The organism is Alcanivorax sp. HI0083, assembly GCF_001635175.1.
Map to the genome: position 1 here is coordinate 1 of NZ_LWFX01000130.1, position 817 is coordinate 817.

Consider the following 817-nt stretch of genomic DNA (forward strand, 5'->3'; position numbering starts at 1 on the left):
GCAATGGCATCCATGACCTGTTGCAGGCTCAAGTCGTAGACGAGCAACCGGGTGGGGTTCACGTTGACCTGATACTGGCGCACTTCACCGCCATAGCTGAGCACATCGGTGACGCCGCCCACGGGCATGAGCAGCAGTTTCACCACCCAGTCGTTAAGGCTGCGCAGTTGCATGGCATCCACGCCGGAGCCCGGCTCGGCGGTGAGCAGGTATTGATACACCTGACCCAGGCCGGAGGTGTTGGGGCCCATTTCCGGGGTGCCGACGCCGTCGGGAATATCTTCCCGTGCGGCCTGCAATCGCTCGAACACCAGCTGGCGGGCGAAATAGATATCGGTGCCTTCCTCGAACACCACGGTGACGATGGACAGGCCGGTCTTGGAGATGGAACGCACCTCGGCCACCTGCGGCAATGCATACATCACTGCCTCGATGGGATAGGTGATCAGCTGCTCCACTTCTTCCGCTGCCAGGCCTTCGGCTTCGGTGTTCACCTGTACCTGGACGTTGGTCACGTCCGGGAAGGCATCCAGTTTCAGGTTGGGCAATTGCCAGCCGATCACGCCAATGGTGATGACCAGTAACAGCAACACAATGAGGCGGTTGTTCACCGCCCAATCGACAAGTCGATTAAACATGACGGTGATCCTCAGTGATTGTGAATATCGAAACCGGACTTGGCCATTTCACTGGCCAGAAAAAACGCCCCGCGAGTGACCACGCGCGTACCCGGTTCAAGACCCGTAACGATGCGGCGGTTTTCCAGCTGGCCATTGAGTTGGATTTCCACGGGTTTGTAGTGGCCAGGCTCTTCTTC

General features: G+C 58.5%; 1 protein-coding gene. It reads right to left on the reverse strand.

The window, feature by feature from the left end:
* A partial coding sequence (locus tag A3754_RS01485; protein ID WP_197468360.1) for an efflux RND transporter permease subunit occupies positions 1-638 on the reverse strand: 638 nt, incomplete at its 3' end.
* Positions 639-817 lie beyond the last annotated feature (179 nt).